Genomic DNA, 17,553 nt, shown 5'->3' with positions numbered 1-17,553 from the left:
TGTTCCGAGAAAAAAGCCCGCGCCGCGGCGTAGGGCCGCGGCGCGGGCTGTTGTGACTTATTCCGGCGAAGGGATCAAGGAAAGCCTTAGCCGCGAGGCGTGGCTGCGCGGCTCAGCAGCCGCATTTGGCCTCGCAGGCCTTCTTGTCGACCTTGGCTTTGTCGATATTGCCATTATAGGCCTGCGTCGCCTTGATCCAGGCTTCGTCGCAGCTCTCCATGCAGCGCGCCTGCTTGTCGTCGCCGCGATTGTCGCAGCTCACTTTTTCGATCGGCCGCGGCGAGAAGCCGAGATCGCCGAGCTGGCGCGGCGTCGCCTCTGCGAGCCCGGCGCCGGCCGCGGCGGCGATGAGGGCGAAGGTGAAGACGAAGCGGATTTTCATTGTCGTTTCCTCCAATTGCGGGCCTCTCGATACGTCGCTCGCGCCGATCGCGAGGGCGTCCGGGCCTTCTTCGGTCGTTTCAGGCGCGCCGCCTTCGACTTGCGGGGCAGTCGAAGGCGGCGCGCGCCACATCCCGCCTTTCTCCGCGGATCGGTCGCCTCGAGAGGGAATAACGGGCGGCCGCCGGCGATGAGCCGTCGGGATGCGAACGGGCGCGATCGCCGACGCGGGAGAGCGTCCGCAATTGCATCGTTCTACGATGTATTTCATATCGTGGAACGATGTATCTGGCAAGCCCGCGCTCGCGGCCGTGCGCTGCGTGGGCGAGGGGGCGGGCCGGGGGAGCGGAGGCGAAGGACGGGCCGAGTCTGCGACTTGACGGACGGCCGCGGAGCGCGCATGTTAGCGTCATGACGAGCACGCTCCACTCCTGCATCCTTTGTCGGATCATTATCAGCTAGCCCAATCGCTGGCCGGAGCCGTCACGTCTCTCTTCATGACACGCAATGACGCCCCGGGCCGGCAGGCCGAGGGGAAATTCATGTCGTCCGACGCTCCCGTTCTGAAGCTCTACAATACGCTGACGCGCGCCAAGGAGGAGTTCTGTCCTCTCGATCCGGCGAATGTGCGCATGTATGTCTGCGGCCCCACCGTCTATGACTACGCCCATATCGGCAATGCGCGGCCGATCATCGTCTTCGACGTGCTGTTTCGCCTGCTGCGCCATCTCTATGGCGCCGATCATGTCACTTACGTGCGCAACATCACCGACGTCGACGACAAGATCAACGCGCGCGCCGCCGAGCGCGGAATCACCATCCGCGAGCTGACCGAGGGCACCAATAAAATCTTCCAGGAGGATGTGAAGGCGCTCGGCTGCCTCGAGCCGAGCGTGCAGCCGCGCGCGACAGAGCATATCGCCGAGATGATCGCCCTCATCGAGAAGATGATCGCCGCCGGCCACGCCTATGCGGCGGACGGCCATGTGCTGTTCGACGTGCCGTCCATGCCGGAGTATGGCCGCTTGTCGCGTCGTCCGCTCGACGAGATGATCGCCGGCGCCCGCGTCGATGTCGCGCCCTATAAGCGCGGCGACATGGATTTCGTGCTGTGGAAGCCCTCCAAGGAGAGCGAGCCGGGCTGGGACTCGCCCTGGGGCCGTGGTCGGCCCGGCTGGCATCTCGAATGCTCGGCCATGTCGTGGAAGCATTTGGGCGAGGTCTTCGACATTCACGGCGGCGGCATCGATCTCGTCTTCCCGCATCACGAGAACGAGATCGCCCAGACGCGCTGCGCCTTCGGCCATGAGGCGATGGCGAATTACTGGATGCACAACGGATTCCTGCAGGTCGAGGGCGAGAAAATGTCCAAGAGCCTGGGGAATTTCGTGACCATCAACGAGCTGCTGCACACGGAGAATTTCGGCGGGCGGAAATGGCCGGGCTCGACGATTCGTTGGGCGATGCTGTCGACCCAGTATAGGCAGCCGATCGATTGGACTGTCGAGCGCTTGGAGGAATCAGAGGATGAACTCGGTGGCCTGGCAGGACTGTTAGAAGGAACGATCTCGCGACTAGGCGTGCCGTCGCAGGCATTTGCGGCTGCTCTCGCCGATGATCTCAACACAGCAAGCGCCAAGACTGAAGTTCGCAGGCTGGAAAAGATAGCACGGACTGCAGCGAGCGATATCGAGAAGCTAGAAGCGCGAGAATCGCTCGCCGGATGTTTGGCGCTCTGCGGCGTCGAGCTAACGGAACACTTTGTCAAATCGACGCTCGGCCCAGACGAGAAGCTATTCATCGATGGGGCTATCGAGGCTCGCAACGCCGCTCGTGCGGCAAAAAACTGGGCCGAGTCCGACCGCATACGCGACGAACTCGCGGCGAGGGGCATTGCGTTGAAGGACAATAAGGACGGCACGACGACATGGGAGGTGAAGCGATGAAGCTTCACTGCGCCCGAACATTATCCAACGATCATGGCGCGCGATTCCTTCTCCCGCTTTGGGGGAGAAGGTGGCCCGGCGCAGCCGGGTCGGATGAGGGCTCGCTGCGGCGGCCGGAATCGATGGTCATGTTCGCGGACCCTCATCCGACCTCGCTTCGCGAGGCCACCTTCTCCCATGAATGGGAGAAGGATGCGCGCGCGACGATTGCGCATTTCGATCGGAGTGAGACCTCCATGTCGACGCCTCACGAATCCCGATCGATTTCCAACGATCAAGACGCGCGACTCCTTCTCCCGCTTTGGGGGAAAAGGTGGCCCGACGAATTCGGGTCGGATGAGGGCTCGCTGCGGCGACTTGAATCGTTGGATATCGTTACGGACCCTCATCCGACCTCGCTTTGCGAGGCCACCTTCTCCCACAAGTGGGAGAAGGAGACGCGCGCGGAGATCGCGAGAGGAGACCACGCCCATGCTTAAGAACGACTGGCGCAGATTTCTGCCCTTTCCGGGGCATTGGGCGTCTTATCTCGTGTTCAAGCTCATCATCCTCGCGCTCGCAGCCGTCGCCGCATGGCATGTGCTCGTGGCTTTCGAGCTGATCTAGTCATGGCGCGCTCCGCTTCCGCTCCCGGGCTTCGCCCCTTTCTGCCGACCGATACGCCGCGCCTCGCGCAATTGTTTCGCGCGAGCATAGAGACGCTCGCCGCCGAAGATTACGGCGAGGACCAGCTCGCCGCCTGGGCCGCCGCCGCCGATGACGAAGAGGCTTTCGCCAAAAAGCTCGCTGGCGCGCTCACCATTGTCGCCTCGCTCGACGGCGAGATCGCCGGCTTCGCCGCGCTGCGCGACAATAAGCTCTTCGACATGCTCTATGTGCATCCGCGCGCGGCGCGGCGCGGCGTCGGCTCGGCGCTCGCCGACGCCATGGAAAAGCTCGCCGCCGCGCGCGGAACGCGCGAGATCAGCGTCGACGCTTCCGACGCGGCGCGCGATTTCTTCGCCGCGCGCGGCTATGTCGCCCATCAGCGCAACATGCGCGAGCTGCGCGGCGAATGGCTCGGCAACACCACGATGAAGAAGCAACTCGAGAGCAAGGCTGCAACGCAATGACACGGGAGAGGCTGACGCTCTTCGACACGACGCTGCGCGATGGCGCGCAGACGACCGGCGTCGATTTCTCGCTCGCCGACAAGCGCCAGATCGCCGCAATGCTCGACGAGCTCGGCCTCGATTACATCGAGGGCGGCTATCCCGGCGCCAATCCGCTCGACACAGAGTTTTTTGCGAAACGCCCGCCCTTGAAGGCGCATTTCGCCGCCTTCGGCATGACGCGCCGGCAGGGCCGCTCGGCGTCCAACGATCCCGGCGTCGCCGCTCTGCTGGACGCCGATTGCGATTGCGTGACCTTCGTCGCCAAGGCCTGGGATTATCAGGTGCGCGTCGCGTTGCGCTCCACGCTCGAGGATAATCTCGACGGCATTCGCCAATCTGTCGCCGCCGCCGTCGCGCGCGGCAAGGAAGTGCTCGTCGATTGCGAGCATTTCTTCGACGGCTATAAGGACAATCGCGATTATGCGCTGGCCTGCGCCAATGCCGCGCATGAGGCCGGCGCGAGATGGATCGTGCTCTGCGACACCAATGGCGGCTCGCAGCCCAATGAGGTGGAGCGCATAGTGGCGGAGGTCGCGCGCCTCATTCCAGGCGCCAAGCTCGGCATACATGCGCATGACGATACGGGGCAGGCGGTCGCCGTCTCGCTGGCCGCGGTGCGCGGCGGCGCGCGGCAGATTCAAGGCGCGCTCAACGGGCTCGGCGAGCGCTGCGGCAACGCCAATCTGACGACGATCATCGGAAATCTTCTGCTGAAGAGTGAATTCTCGGATCGTTTCGAGATCGGCGTGACGCGCGAGAGCCTGACGAATTTGACGCGCACCAGCCATGCGCTCGACGAATTGCTCAATCGCGCGCCCAATCGTCACGCGCCTTACGTCGGCGCCAGCGCCTTCGCCACCAAGGCCGGCATTCACGCCTCCGCCGTGCTGACCGATCCGCGCACGTATGAGCATGTGCCGCCGGAGAGCGTCGGCAATCAGCGCCGCGTGCTGGTGTCGGATCAGGCCGGTCGATCCAACATCGTCGCCGAGCTGGAGCGATTGGGAATTTCGCTCGCGAAGGACGATCCGCGGCTCACGCGCCTGCTGGAGGAGGTGAAGGAGAAGGAGGCGCAAGGCTACGCCTATGAGGGCGCCGACGCATCCTTCTATCTGCTCGCCAAGCGCGTGCTCGGCGAGGTTCCGCATTATTTCGACATCGAGCGCTACAGCGTCGCCGTCGATCGCCGCTTCGGCGCCAATATCGGCGCGGAGGAGGCGGGCGCCGAGGCGATCGTCAAGCTGCGCATAGACGGGCGCTCGACCATTTCCGCCGCCGAGGGCAATGGCCCGATCAATGCGCTCGATGTGGCGTTGCGCAAGGATCTCGGCAAATATCAATCCTTCATCGAGGATGTGAAGCTCGTCGATTATCGCGTGCGCGTGTTCCAGGGCGGCACCGATGCGGTGACGCGCGTGCTGGTCGAATGCGCGGACGCCAAGGGGGAGATATGGTCCACCGTCGGCGTCTCGCCCAATGTCGTCGACGCGTCCTTCGAGGCGCTGGTCGACGCCATCGTCTATAAGCTGGTCAGATCGGGCGCGGTCTAGTCGTTCGTCCTTCTCCCACTTTGTGGGAGAAGGGAGCGCTCTACGATCAAAAATGCTTCTCTATGGCCGCCTCGTCGCCTTCGCTCTTGGCGACGCGCGTCGCGCGCAGCATAGGGATCACATCCTCTATGCGCTCGGCGACGAGATAGCGCACCTCATATCCCGGGCGGATGAAGCCGGCGTTGTGCATATGCGCGAAGAGCGAGAGCAGCGGCTTCCAAAAGCCGCCGATATCGGCGATGACGAGCGGCTTGCTGTGGCGGCCGAGCTGAATCCAGGTCAATTGCTCGGTCAGCTCCTCGAGCGTGCCTATGCCGCCCGGCAGCGCCACGAAAGCGTCGGACTTCTCGAACATCAGACGCTTGCGCGTATGCATGTCCGGCACGACCTCCAGCTCGGTGACGGAGGAGAGCGCGATCTCGCGCTCGTCGAGAAAGCTCGGAATAATTCCAGTGACCTTGCCGCCCTGCGCCAGAGTGGCGCGCGCGACGGCGCCCATCAGGCCGCAGGAGCCGCCGCCGAAGACGAGATCCATGCCTTCGCGCGCCAGCGCCGCGCCCAGCGCTTCCGCAGCATGGGCGTAGATAGGATCATCGCCGGTGGAGGAGCCGCAATAGACGCAGACACGTTCGATTTTTCGAATGTCGTTCATTTTTGCTTGATGGCTCGCCGACGCCGCGGCGTCAAGGCCGGCGCCGATCGGCAGCGTGACCGTTGCATTCGTGCGTTCGCGCTCCAAACCTCTTATATGAATGCCGGATGTCATAGCGGCGCCTCCATGGGAAGGACTGGAAAAGGGTGATGCGACAGGTCGATGGAGAAGAAGAGCAGGTTTCGGCGCAAGTTTCATTACATGGGGCGGCCGAGACGCTGGAACAACCGCTTCAGCGCGATTCCCTCGTCGCGACCATTCGCAACCTCTGGCCTTATATATGGCCGAAAGGCCGCCGCGACCTCGAGCGACGCGTGCTGATCGCGCTCGCTCTGCTGCTCGTCGGAAAATTGGTGAACATGGCTGTTCCTTTCGCCTTCAAATGGGCGGCGGACGGCCTGGCCGGCGATGCGGCGGTCCCGACGCTGCTCGGCGGCGCCGTCGGCTTCACCATTCTCTATGGCGTGCTGCGGGCGCTCTATGCGCTTCTGACGCAGGCGCGCGACGCGCTTTTCGCGGCCGTCGCCATGCATGCGGTGCGGCGCCTCGCCAATCACGTCTTCGTGCATATGCATCAATTGTCGCTGCGCTTTCACATCGGCCGCAAGACCGGCGGCTTGACGCGCGTGCTGGAGCGCGGTCGCGACGGCATAGAGACGCTGACGCGGCTCGTGATGTCGACGGCTGTTCCGACAATCGTCGAGTTCGCGCTCGTCGTCGGCGTGCTCAGCGTGCAATTCGATTGGGATTATGCGTTGGTCGCCATGGCGACGATCGCGGCTTTTCTCGGCTACACGCTCGTCGCCACCAATTGGCGCATCGCCATTCGCCGCTCGATGAACGAGAGCGACGTCGACGCCAATGTGAAGGCGATCGACAGCCTGCTGAACTATGAGACGGTGAAATATTTCGTCGCCGAATGGCGCGAGGCGGAGCGCTATGACAAATCCATGGCGATCTATGAGAACGCCAGCATACGCTCTTATATTTCGCTCGCTCTGCTCAACGCCGGACAGGCGGTGATCTACACGATCGGCCTCGCCGTCATGATGGTCCTCTGCGTGCAGGGCGTGCGCAGCGGGCGCAACAGCGTCGGCGATTTCGTGCTGGTCAACGCCATGATGATCCAGCTCTATCAGCCGCTCAATTTCATGGGCACGCTCTATCGCGAGACGCGGCAGGCGATCGTCGACATAGAAAAAATGTTCGCCATTCTGTCGCAGCAGCCGGAGATCGCCGATCGTCCCGGCGCGCAGGACCTCGATGTGAGGGAAGGGCGCATCGTCTTCGACGATGTGGTCTTCGCCTATGACAGCAAGCGGCCGATATTGCAGGGCGTGAGCTTCACTGCGGAGCCCGGCGCGACCATCGCCATCGTCGGCCCCTCGGGCGCGGGAAAATCGACGATCTCGCGGCTCATGTTCCGCTTCTACGAGCCGCAGGCGGGGCGCATCACCATAGACGGGCAGGACATATCCGCCGTCACCCAGCGCTCGCTGCGCGAGGCCATCGGCATGGTGCCGCAGGATACGGTGCTGTTCAACGACAGCATCGCCTACAACATACGCTATGGCCGCTGGGACGCGAGCATGGAGGAGGTGCGCGAGGCGGCGCGTCTCGCGCAGATCGACAGCTTCATCCGCTCGCTTCCCGACGGCTATGAGGCGCAGGTCGGCGAGCGCGGGCTCAAGCTCTCGGGCGGCGAGAAGCAGCGCGTCGCCATAGCGCGCACGATTTTGAAAGGCCCGCCGCTGCTCATTCTCGACGAGGCGACATCGGCGCTGGACAGCTTCACCGAGCATGAGATTCAAGAGGCGCTGGCGCGCGTCTCGCGCGGCCGCACGACGCTGGTCATCGCGCATCGCCTCTCCACCGTCGTTGATGCGGATGAAATCTTGTTCCTCGACCGCGGCCGCATCGTGGAGCGCGGCGCGCATCAGCAATTGCTGGAGAAGAACGGCGCCTATGCCGCTATGTGGCGTCGCCAGCGGCAGGCGGATGAAGAGGGCGCGCCCCGCGCGGGAACACAAGAATGGATGGAGGCGGAGGAGCCGGCGTGACCGGCGAGGCGGATCGCTTTTCACTTCCAAAAGCGCGATTCCGGGGCCATATTCGCGGCCATGGCCTCTCCCCCGAAAAAGCCCAAGAACCCGGCCCGTCCGACCCGCGCCAAGGCGGCGAAGCCCGAGGTGTCGCCGATCGCGCCGCATTTGCAGGCGTTGCTCAATCCCGGTCTCGCCGAGAGGCAGGCCGGCTTCGAGGAGGCGCCGCAGGCCGTCTATGACGCCGGCGCGGTCGATGGCGAGCTGGCCGAGCGGCTCGATCTCGGCGGGGCGGGCGGCGTTTCGGCGACGATGGAGAGCCTCGAGCAGCTGCTGAAGCTCGGCGATCCCAATCTGCGCGAGAAGAAGCCTTGGACGCCGCATCGGCCGGAGCGGCCGCAGAAGAGCGAAGGCGGCGTCAAATTCGATCTCGTCTCCGATTACGAGCCGCGCGGCGACCAGCCGCAGGCGATCGAGGAGCTGGTCGCCGGCATAGAGGCGAATGAGCGCGATCAAGTGCTGCTCGGCGTCACCGGCTCCGGCAAGACCTATACGATGGCGCAGGTGATCGCGCGCACGCAGCGGCCGGCGCTGGTGCTGGCGCCGAACAAGACGCTCGCCGCCCAGCTCTATGGCGAGTTCAAGAGCTTTTTTCCCAATAACGCTGTCGAATATTTCGTGTCCTATTACGATTATTATCAGCCCGAGGCCTATGTGCCGCGCACCGACACCTACATCGAGAAAGAATCCTCGGTGAATGAGCAGATCGACCGCATGCGCCACGCCGCCACGCGCTCGCTTCTGGAGCGCGACGACGTCATCATCGTCGCTTCGGTCTCCTGCATCTATGGCATAGGCTCTGTCGAGACCTATACGGCGATGACCTTCGGCGTCAGCCTGGGCGAGAAATTGGAGCAGCGCCAGCTCGTCACCGATCTCGTCGCTCTGCAATATCGCCGCATCGGCTCCGATTTCACGCGCGGCACGTTTCGCGTGCGCGGCGATACGGTCGATATTTTCCCGGCGCATTATGAGGACCGCGGCTGGCGCATCTCCTTTTTCGGCGATGAGGTGGAGTCGATCTGCGAGTTCGATCCGCTGACCGGCAAGAAGACGCAAGACCTGGAATTCGTGAAGGTCTACGCCAATTCGCATTATGTGACGCCGCGCCCGACGCTGCTGCAATCGATCAAGGCGATCAAGGACGAATTGCGCGGGCGGCTCGGCGAGCTGAACAATGCCGGGCGTCTCGTCGAGGCGCAGCGATTGGAGCAGCGCACGCGCTTCGATCTCGAGATGATGGAGGCGACCGGCTCTTGCGCCGGCATCGAGAATTATTCGCGCTATCTCACAGGCCGCAAGCCCGGCGAGCCGCCGCCGACTCTGTTCGAATATCTGCCCGATAACGCCATCGTCTTCGCCGACGAGAGCCATGTGAGCATTCCGCAGATCGGCGCCATGTACAAGGGCGACTTTCGCCGCAAGGCGACGCTCGCCGAATATGGCTTTCGCCTGCCATCCTGCATGGACAATCGTCCTTTGCGTTTCGAGGAATGGGACGCGATGCGTCCGCAATCGGTCGCTGTCTCGGCGACGCCGGGCGATTGGGAGCTGGAGCGCACGGGCGGCGTCTTTGTCGAGCAGGTCATTCGCCCGACCGGCCTCATCGATCCGCCGGTGGAGATACGCCCGGCGCGTTCGCAGGTCGACGATCTTCTCGGCGAGGTGAAGGCGGTGAGCGACGCCGGCTATCGCTCGCTCGTCACGGTGCTGACCAAGCGCATGGCGGAGGACTTGACCGAATATCTGCACGAGAACGGCGTGCGCGTGCGCTACATGCATTCGGACATAGACACGATCGAGCGTATCGAGATCATTCGTGATCTGCGCCTCGGCGCCTTCGACGTGCTCGTCGGCATCAATCTGCTGCGCGAGGGATTGGATATTCCCGAATGCGGCTTCGTCGCCATTCTCGACGCCGATAAGGAAGGTTTTTTGCGCTCCGAGACCTCGCTGGTGCAGACGATCGGCCGCGCCGCGCGCAATGTCGATGGACGCGTGATCCTCTATGCGGATACGATCACCGGCTCGATGAAGCGCGCCATGGACGAGACCGATCGCCGCCGCGCCAAGCAGCAGGCCTATAACGCCGAGCACGGCATCACGCCGGCGAGCATAAAGCGCGACATCGCCGATATTCTCGGCTCGCTCGCCGAGCAAGATCACGTGACCGTGGACGCGGGCCTCTCGGAACTGGCGCCGGGGCACAATATGCAGGCGACGCTCGCCGATCTCGAGAAGCGCATGAAGGCGGCCGCCGCCGATCTCGCCTTCGAGGAGGCGGCAAGGCTGCGCGACGAGATTTCCCGCCTGCAACGCGCCGAGCTTCTCGCCGAGGCCAATCCGCTGATGCGCCCGCGCGGGCGGGGAGGGGAGGCGCCCGCGATCTCCGGCACGCGCGCCCGCAAGCCGACCGACGCCGATATGGGGCCGCATAATTTCGGCGGAGGCGAAGCGCGGCCGCTGTCGCGCCCCGCGCCGCGATCGATGGCGGGCAAGGCGGGGACGAAAGTGGTTAAGGGGAAGCAACAGTAAAATATTTCAAATAAATTGTTCAAAGAAGTTTATCAAATCTCAAATCGTTTTGATAAAATACAATTTTCTGCATCTGTTCTGAAGCAGCGCATCAAAACAAGGACGTATTCCGCTGCTTTTTGAAGGCGGTCGTCGGAAATAATTATGGTATCTCCGTGAGCTATCTTGTTTCGTGTTCCGACTATTTCCTCGTCAAGAAATTGCTGGTCGGTAACTACTTGACTTGCATCAATCCCCATAATCTTGCATATATCTGCAAAGCGAGCAAAATTAAGATTTCCGGCGGTGTTTATTGAAGCCGCTGGAACCTTTTTGAACTGTTCGCTTCCTATATTTAGGATGGTTTGTACAATATCTAGCCTTAAGCCAATGGTATCTCGTTGTTGCTGCCATTGTTGAACGTTTGATGTTAGGCGTATGGCTTGAAGCGCTGGAATTAGGGTCGAAAATTTCGGCTTTTTGCTCGCGATATGCTTCAGGTAAGCGAAAGAAACATAGCTTACATAGCCTTCCCAGTGCGCATAGACCAATGCGAATGCGGCTTTTCGGGCAACGGCCCCATAGGGTTCTCCGCTAAGCATTACAACCTGCTTGAGATCGGATATCTCTCTCACCCGCCAAGTGTAGTTCTCGGTCACGATGCGCGAAAATTCGTCAGCGTTGTATGTCTTCATGGCGCGAAGTACGCTTCTCCGAACGAAATCGTCTCAGTCAATCTTTTCGTTCCACGTAGTCCTGGAGCAGAAAAAGCTTTTGCTCGCTCTTCGCTCCAAAACGATTTAATCTTTTTCAAAATAAAAGAGTCGGGACTTCTTTGTCTGCCGATCGCTTCGATGTTGCGTGCAATGCCTACGGCGACAGACTCCAGTGCCACCTGCCCGACACCACCGACGAATTTTTGTAAGTCGGGATCGTAACGGCGGAGTGCATCCTCACCCGCTGCGCTAAATAGAAGTTCAAATGTTGTCCGAAATATATTTGCATACTTGTCCTGCTCACTCTTTTTGTTGGCAAAATTAACAATATGCTTGTCAACAAACTCTTCAACATCGTACGTCGGGTCAAAGTCATACTTGGTAAATGCAAAAAATCGCATGACAAACTCAAGCTTTTTTTGCTTTATTTTTCCTGCTTCGGTGATCCGCGACACTGCCGAAAACTCTATATTGCGAGAAAGTTTATCAAGTAGTTCAAATAATTTTTCATCAACCATAATTACAGCGCAGTTTCTTACCTCTTGCGGCGTTGCGATAGAGCCGTCGCCATTCAAGCGCTGGAACAAGTCAAATTTTGTATGCTCATCGCTTGGACGCTTCAATATCTGAACATTTAAGCGGGCGCGCCGAAAAGAGAACTGTAGCGCTCTTGGGAATAGACGAGTGTTTTCCCATCTCGCGTCTGCTAGAGAAGGGAGATAGCTCGTCGCAGATAGTGGGGTCGGAATCACTCGCTTTTTATTGCTAGGGTCTATGAGTAGACCCATAAATTCTAATATTGTAGATAGTCGCTGTAAGCCATCAATAAGTTCCCACTGTCCTTCGTTTGTTTCAAATACAAAAATCGGCGGCACAGGTATTCCCAACAAGATTGATTCTATGAATTTTGACTTTTGATGCTCACTCCAGCGGAATAGGCGTTGGAACGATGGGTTTATTATAAGCTCATCTTTTTCGTACATCGTAACTATTTCGCCAATAGACATGGCGTATTCGTCTGTGTTGACGCGGCGTCTTGCATTTTCGATCTCTTTTTCAAGTGACATATTATTTCCCGAGATCAAGTGTGGAACTGTCTTTGTATCCTTGCGTGGCGCGCTCTTCGATTCGGCTTTCGATGATACGGTAAAATTGGGAATAGTTGGAGGCTGGGGGAGCAATTCCAGCGGTCGTCCTCTTGCCGCTGTCCGCCGCTTCCGCCATCCTGTCCGCCCGACAATCGAACGAGTCTCAAATCCCCATGCCCGTCTGGACCAATGAACAGGAGCGCGCGCTCTCGGCCGTCGCCGCATGGCTGAAGGACGGCCGCGCGCAGCTGTTTCGTCTGTTCGGCTATGCCGGCACGGGCAAATCGACGCTGGCGCAATATATCGCCGAGAGCGTCGACGGCGATGTCGTTTTCGGCGCCTTCACCGGCAAGGCGGCGCTGGTGATGCGCTCCAAGGGCTGCAAGGATGCGCGCACCATTCACAGTCTCATCTATCGCGCCACCGATACGGAGACGGAGGAGCCCGCCTTCGAGCTGAACGAGGACAGCGACGCGGCGAAAGCCAAGCTCATCATCATCGACGAATGCTCCATGGTCGATGAGGAATTGGGCCGCGATCTTCTCTCCTTCGGCAAGAAGGTGCTGGTGCTGGGCGATCCGGCGCAATTGCCGCCGGTGAAGGGTGGCGGCTATTTCACCGAGGCCGAGCCCGATGTGATGCTGACGGAAGTGCATCGCCAAGCGGCGGACAATCCGATCGTGCGTCTCTCCATGATTATTCGCGAGGGCGGACGGCTCGATTATGGCGTCTATGGCGAGACGCAAGTGGTGCGGCGCGACGCGCTCGATCCGGCGCTCGTCACCAACGCCGATCAGGTGCTCGTCGGCCTCAATCGCACACGCCGCGCCTATAATAATCGCCTGCGGCAATTGCGCGGCTTTACGGGCTCGCTGCCGCAATCGGGCGAGAAGCTGGTCTGCCTGCGCAATAATCGCAAGAAGGGCCTGCTCAATGGCGCGCTGTTCAAGGTGAAGAGCGCCGGCGCTCTGCGGCGCGGCAAGGTGCGCCTGCTCGTCGAGCCCGAGGAGATGGCGGGAAAGTTCCAGCGCGTCGGCGTGCTGCCGCAATTCTTCGAAGGCGGCGACGCCGAGATTCCTTACGCGCAGCGCAAGGACACGGATGAGTTCGATTTCGGCTATTGCCTCACCGTGCACAAGTCGCAGGGCTCGCAATGGGACGATGTCGCGCTCTTCGACGAATCCTTTGCCTTTCGCGAGCATCGCGCGCGCTGGCTCTACACGGGCGTGACGCGCGCCGCGCGGCGTCTCACCGTCATCGCCTGAGCTCATTGAAGAGGCGGCGCAGCCGCCGTCTCGAAGGACGAGGAAACCGTCAGCGCGGCCCTCTGGAGTCCCCTCGCGCTTCGAGACGGCTCCTGCGGAGCCTCCTCAGCATGAGGTGGGAAGGTGACCGTCATTATCCGATTGGCCTCGAGGAATGATGATTTCATTGACATCGGCGAGATAGGGGCATATGCCTCTTTTGTATGAACGAGCCCGATCCGGCCGAAGTCAGAGCTTGCGCGCAAAGCTGCGCTATCGCCAATGTGCGGCGCGCGGCGCGCGCGGTCGGCAAGCTCTATGCGGAGAGTCTTTCCGGGCTCGATCTAGAGCCGACGCAATATTCTCTGCTCGTCGCCTGCTCGATGGCGGAAGGCTGGACGGTCAGCAAGCTCGCCGAGGCTTTCGTGCTGGATCGCAGCGCGCTCGCGCGCAATCTGGCGGTGATGGAAAAGCGCGGGCTGCTGCGCGTGAAGGCGGGCGAGGATCGTCGCACGCGCGAGGTGACGCTGACCAAGCAGGGCCGCGCCACTCTGGCCATAGCGCTGCCGCTGTGGCGCGCGGCGCAGACCAAGGCGGAAGCAAAATTCGGCGCCGAAAGATTGGCGCATCTCGTCGCGGAACTGCGCGCGCTCGCCGCCGCCGTTCAGGAAGAGTGATGTTCCCGGTGGAGCGAGAGCGAGCCTGAAGGCTGGCTGTCCAGTTTTCGCGCAAGCAAAAAGGGGCATATGCACATGTCTGTCGAAGCTCATGAAATGCAATCGTCGCCGGCGATCGCTCCGGCTTTCGAGGCGCGACGCTTGCGCGAGATGGCGCTTTCCGCCGGCGCTGACGATGTCGGCTTCGTCTCCATCGACGATCCGGCGATCACTTTCGAGCGCGCTGGGATTCTCGCCGCTTTTCCCTTTGCGCGCACGCTCGTCTCTTTCGTGATGAGGATGAATCGCGAGAATGTCCGAAGCCCGGCGCGCTCGTCCGCCAATGTCGAGTTTCACCGCGTCGGCGACGAGACCGATGCGGTGTCGCATCGGCTGACGCGAATGCTCGAGGATTTGGGACATCGCGCCGCCTATCCCGCCATGGCCTTTCCGATGGAGGCGGCGCGCTGGCCCAATAAAATGTGGGTGATCTCGCATAAGCCCGTCGCCGTCGCCGCCGGGCTCGGCAAGATGGGCGTGCATCGCAATGTCATTCATCCGAAATTCGGGAATTTCATTCTGCTCGGGACGATGGTCGTCGATGTCGCGCTCGATTCCTATTCGCGCCCGCTCGACTACAATCCCTGCCTCTCCTGCAAGCTCTGCGTCGCCGCCTGTCCGACGGGCGCGATAGCGCCGGACGGGGGCTTCGATTTCGCCGCCTGCTACACGCATAATTATCGCGAGTTCATGGGCGGATTCATGGATTGGGCGGAGACGATCGCCGATGCGAAAAGCGCCGCCTCCTATCGCGGCAAGGTCTCGGATGCGGAAACCGTCTCCATGTGGCAGAGCCTCGCCTATGGGCCGAATTACAAAGCCGCCTATTGTCTCGCCGTCTGTCCGGCGGGAGAGGATGTGATCGGCGCCTATCGTGACGATCGTAAGGGCTTTGTGGAAGCCATCGTCGATCCGCTGAAGAAGAAGGAGGAGACGATCTATGTGACGCCGCATTCGGACGCCGAGGATTATGTGAAGCGCCGATTTCCGCACAAGAGCGTGAAGCGCGTCGCCAATGGCTTGCGCGCCGCCTCCATTGCGAGCTTCGCGCGCGGCCTGTCGCTGCGGTTTCAGAGGAAGCGCGCGGCCGGCCTCTCGGCGGTCTATCACTTCGCCTTCAGCGGAGCCGAGCGCAAGGACCTCACCGTGCGCATCGCCAATGGCCGGCTCGAGGTGGAGGAGGGGCTGGTCGGAAAGGCGGATCTGTCGATCCGCGCCGATGCGCAGAGCTGGCTGCGCTTTCTGCGTAAGGAGCGGAGCCTGCTCTGGGCGCTGGTCACGCTCCAGATCAGGCTGCGCGGCGATCCGCGGCTGCTCGCGGCCTTCGGCAAATGCTTTCCCTGATGTCGCGCTTTGGAGTCGAATGGAGTCCCTCCAATGCGGGCGCCAATGTGGGCGCTATGCTCCAATCCGATCGCGGGGCGCGCTATATGTGAGAGAGCGCCGGCTCTGTGGCGCGGGCGCAGATCACGTGAGGGGACATGGACAACGCGTCGAGGTCGCAACGAACCCGCAAGGCGGTCATCCAGGCCGCGCTGGCGATCATCGCGCGCGAGGGGCCGGGGCGCTTGACGCTGGATGCGATCGCCCGCGAGAGCGGCGTCAGCAAAGGCGGGCTGATGCATCAGTTCCGCACCAAGGAGGCCGTGCTCAAGGCCCTGCTCGAGCATCAGATCGACTATTTCGCGGATTTTTCGCGCGCCTATATGGCCGAGCACGGCGCCGGTCAGGCTTCGCCGCATCTCGCCGCGCAAATCGCGACGCTGCGTCAAACGCTGGTCGAGCCGCAACCGGTCGCTTTCGCGATTTTCGGCGCCCTCGGGCAGGATCCGAGCCTGCTCTCGATCGCGCGCGAGAGCGACGCGGAATCGCTGGAGGCGATCAAGGCGGAGGCGAAAGATCAGGATTTGGCGCTGCTGCGCTGGGCGGCGGCGCGCGGCCTGGCGATGAGCGCGCTGCTGGGCCTTTGCCCGCTCGGCGAGGAGGAGCGCGACCGCCTGTTCGATCGTCTGCTCGATGAGGCCTCCTGGACCGAGCGGACCGAGACGGCCGACGGCTCCCCGGCTCCGTCCGCATCGAGCGAATAGCAGGCCGCTGATTCGACGTGAGAAAGTACGCCGGATCGGGTCTATCCTATAAACAAACCATCTGGACGGTTTTTAGAATAGGTGCTAATTCCGACGCGGCTAGTCGAGGCGCGAGCTGTCGTTTCGGACGGCGAGGTTCCGCCCATTCCAGCATCGCTTCCGCGCCCTATCTCGAGCCGGGCGGGCTCGTCGATCCCGGTCTAGGCCGCTGTCGCTCGGAGAACATCGCCATGAGGTCGTCCTCGGCCGAAACGAAATTGCAGGCTCTCGACCTCACGCCGAATATTGGCGCGCAGGTCGAGATCGACGCCGCGTCCCTGCTGAGCGGCCGTCTCGCGACGGAAATTCGTGATCTTTTGGAGCGGCGCGGCGTTCTCGTCTTTCGCGGCCTCCATCTCGACGATGCGCAGCAGCGCGCCTTCACTCGAACCCTCGGCGAACTGTCGCCGCAGGGCGATGACGGCCTGTTTCGGATCACGCTCGACGAAGCGGCGAGCCCTGCCGCTGCGGAATATGTGAGAGGCTCGTTCCATTGGCGCATCGACGGCGCCACCGACGATGCGCCGTCCGCAGCCTCCATTCTCAATGCGAGACGGCTGTCGGCGACGGGAGGGCAGACCGAATTCTGCAACATCTGCGTCGCCTGGGAAGAAATGCCGCACACGGTGAAGACCTCGATCGGCGATCTACATGTCGTCCACACTGTCGAGACGGCGCAATGGCTGATCGATCCCACGCCCTCCTATGAGGAGCTGCGTCGATGGCGCAGCCATGCGCCCAAGGTCCATCCGCTGGTCTGGACCAAAAAATCGGGCCGCAAATCGCTCATGCTCGGCAGCGCCGTTTCGCATGTGGACGGCGCCGACACGGATGAAGGCCGCATGCTGCTACGCGACCTCATGGAATGGGCGACGCAGCCTCGCTACGTCTATCGCCACCAATGGGAGGTCGGCGATCTGCTGATCTTCGATAATACCGGCGTGATGCGCCGCGTGACCCCCTATGCGCCAGAGAGCGGACGATTGATCACACGCACGACGATCGCAGGGGACGAGCCACAGCCGCGAAGGCGCGAGAGCAGGCTCGCCTGACTCGGCCTCCGCGCTCGGGCCTTCGGCGCCCGACGGCCTCCCGTCATTTTTTGTCCGCCGTCACGAGACGAGTCGGCTCGTTCATTAATCGAACAAAGGACGGGAGCGTCGCGCGACTCGTCTCGACATTGTCAGATATTGATTTCATTGGTGGGCCGGGCAGGACTCGAACCTGCAACCAGACCGTTATGAGCGGCCGGCTCTAACCATTGAGCTACCGGCCCAGCCGCCGTTTCGGCCGGGAATAATGTTCCTATAGCGGATTCGCGCCGCGCCGCAACGCCCGATCGAAAATTGGGCGCCGGCTGATTT

At 61.7% G+C, this 17,553-nt stretch carries 15 protein-coding genes and 1 tRNA gene; 11 read left to right on the top strand and 5 right to left on the bottom strand.

Annotated elements, in window-relative coordinates; genetic code table 11:
* Positions 1–112: 112 nt before the first annotated feature.
* Complete coding sequence (locus ACT53T_RS23285; RefSeq protein WP_476163068.1) at positions 113–382, bottom strand: hypothetical protein; 270 nt, start codon at positions 380–382, stop codon at positions 113–115.
* 541 nt (positions 383–923) lie between these two features.
* Between ACT53T_RS23285 and cysS the strand changes: the two genes are divergently transcribed.
* The 4 genes from cysS (at position 924) to cimA (ending at position 5,031) form a co-directional block, all read left to right on the top strand.
* Positions 924–2,327 (top strand): cysteine--tRNA ligase, encoded by a 1,404-nt coding sequence (cysS, locus tag ACT53T_RS23280; RefSeq protein WP_476163067.1) that lies wholly within the window; start codon positions 924–926, stop codon positions 2,325–2,327.
* A 471-nt stretch (positions 2,328–2,798) separates the two neighbouring features.
* Positions 2,799–2,933, top strand: coding sequence for a hypothetical protein (locus tag ACT53T_RS23275; RefSeq protein ID WP_018266016.1), 135 nt, complete (start codon positions 2,799–2,801; stop codon positions 2,931–2,933).
* Between the two features lie 2 nt (positions 2,934–2,935).
* Positions 2,936–3,439, top strand: a complete 504-nt coding sequence (locus ACT53T_RS23270; protein ID WP_476163066.1) for an N-acetyltransferase family protein — start codon at positions 2,936–2,938, stop codon at positions 3,437–3,439.
* Positions 3,436–5,031 (top strand): citramalate synthase, encoded by a 1,596-nt coding sequence (gene cimA, locus ACT53T_RS23265; RefSeq protein ID WP_476163065.1) that lies wholly within the window; start codon positions 3,436–3,438, stop codon positions 5,029–5,031. Before ACT53T_RS23270 ends, cimA begins: the two co-directional genes overlap by 4 nt.
* A gap of 46 nt (positions 5,032–5,077) precedes the next feature.
* On the opposite strand, the gene ACT53T_RS23260 is transcribed toward cimA, so the two are convergent.
* Entirely contained in the window at positions 5,078–5,683 is a 606-nt protein-coding gene (locus ACT53T_RS23260; RefSeq protein ID WP_400770296.1) for an LOG family protein, read from the bottom strand.
* 149 nt (positions 5,684–5,832) lie between these two features.
* Between ACT53T_RS23260 and ACT53T_RS23255 the strand changes: the two genes are divergently transcribed.
* Together ACT53T_RS23255 and uvrB are read left to right on the top strand one after the other, a co-directional pair.
* A complete protein-coding gene (locus tag ACT53T_RS23255; RefSeq protein ID WP_476163064.1) occupies positions 5,833–7,743 on the top strand; it encodes an ABCB family ABC transporter ATP-binding protein/permease in 1,911 nt (636 codons plus the stop codon).
* A 60-nt stretch (positions 7,744–7,803) separates the two neighbouring features.
* Positions 7,804–10,320, top strand: a complete 2,517-nt coding sequence (gene uvrB / locus ACT53T_RS23250) for an excinuclease ABC subunit UvrB (protein WP_476163063.1) — start codon at positions 7,804–7,806, stop codon at positions 10,318–10,320.
* A 32-nt stretch (positions 10,321–10,352) separates the two neighbouring features.
* On the opposite strand, the gene ACT53T_RS23245 is transcribed toward uvrB, so the two are convergent.
* Together ACT53T_RS23245 and ACT53T_RS23240 are read right to left on the bottom strand one after the other, a co-directional pair.
* A complete protein-coding gene (locus tag ACT53T_RS23245) occupies positions 10,353–10,958 on the bottom strand; it encodes an MAE_28990/MAE_18760 family HEPN-like nuclease (RefSeq protein ID WP_476163062.1) in 606 nt (201 codons plus the stop codon).
* Positions 10,959–10,990: 32 nt separating this feature from the next.
* Positions 10,991–12,082 carry a DUF262 domain-containing protein gene (locus ACT53T_RS23240; protein ID WP_476163061.1) on the bottom strand — a complete coding sequence of 364 codons (1,092 nt, stop codon included), beginning with the start codon at positions 12,080–12,082 and terminating at the stop codon, positions 10,991–10,993.
* Positions 12,083–12,276: 194 nt separating this feature from the next.
* Here ACT53T_RS23240 and ACT53T_RS23235 point away from each other — a divergent pair, with 194 nt between their 5' ends.
* The 5 genes from ACT53T_RS23235 (at position 12,277) to ACT53T_RS23215 (ending at position 17,241) form a co-directional block, all read left to right on the top strand.
* The gene (locus ACT53T_RS23235) at positions 12,277–13,368 is read left to right on the top strand and encodes an ATP-dependent DNA helicase (RefSeq protein ID WP_018266010.1); all 1,092 of its coding nucleotides are present in this window, start codon (positions 12,277–12,279) and stop codon (positions 13,366–13,368) included.
* Positions 13,369–13,571: 203 nt separating this feature from the next.
* Entirely contained in the window at positions 13,572–14,024 is a 453-nt protein-coding gene (locus ACT53T_RS23230; protein WP_476163060.1) for a MarR family winged helix-turn-helix transcriptional regulator, read from the top strand.
* A gap of 75 nt (positions 14,025–14,099) precedes the next feature.
* Entirely contained in the window at positions 14,100–15,407 is a 1,308-nt protein-coding gene (locus ACT53T_RS23225; RefSeq protein ID WP_476163059.1) for an SCP2 sterol-binding domain-containing protein, read from the top strand.
* Positions 15,408–15,544: 137 nt separating this feature from the next.
* Positions 15,545–16,150 carry a TetR/AcrR family transcriptional regulator gene (locus ACT53T_RS23220; protein WP_476163058.1) on the top strand — a complete coding sequence of 202 codons (606 nt, stop codon included), beginning with the start codon at positions 15,545–15,547 and terminating at the stop codon, positions 16,148–16,150.
* Positions 16,151–16,380: 230 nt separating this feature from the next.
* Positions 16,381–17,241, top strand: coding sequence for a TauD/TfdA dioxygenase family protein (locus ACT53T_RS23215; RefSeq protein WP_476163057.1), 861 nt, complete (start codon positions 16,381–16,383; stop codon positions 17,239–17,241).
* Positions 17,242–17,389: 148 nt separating this feature from the next.
* Here ACT53T_RS23215 and ACT53T_RS23210 read toward each other — a convergent pair.
* Positions 17,390–17,465: transfer RNA gene (locus ACT53T_RS23210), tRNA-Ile, on the bottom strand.
* Positions 17,466–17,553: the final 88 nt, after the last annotated feature.

Source organism: Methylosinus sp. DMC45 (genome assembly GCF_056313885.1).
This window is presented reverse-complemented; position numbering and strand designations above follow the sequence as displayed.